This window comes from Acuticoccus kandeliae (assembly GCF_003073115.1).
On sequence record NZ_QBBV01000206.1, the window covers coordinates 1 to 280 of the forward strand.

The 280-nt window shown below is 69.3% G+C and carries 1 pseudogene; it reads left to right on the forward strand.

The features are described from left to right. Positions 1–280, forward strand: a pseudogene (locus DBV35_RS29950) (50S ribosomal protein L1); the annotation flags it as partial.

Genomic DNA, 280 nt, shown 5'->3' on the forward strand with positions numbered 1-280 from the left:
CGAGGCCGCCGGCGCCGACGCCGTGTGCGCCGAGGACCTCATCGAGCGGATCCAGGGCGGGTGGCTCGACTTCGACGCCGCCATCGCGACCCCGGACCAGATGGCCAAGGTCGGCCGCATCGCCCGCATCCTCGGCCCGCGTGGCCTGATGCCGAACCCGAAGACGGGCACCGTGACGCCGGACGTCACGAAGGCCATCAACGAGATCAAGGGCGGCAAGGTCAACTTCCGGGTCGACAAGCAGGCCAACCTGCACCTCGTCATCGGAGATCGGAAGAGC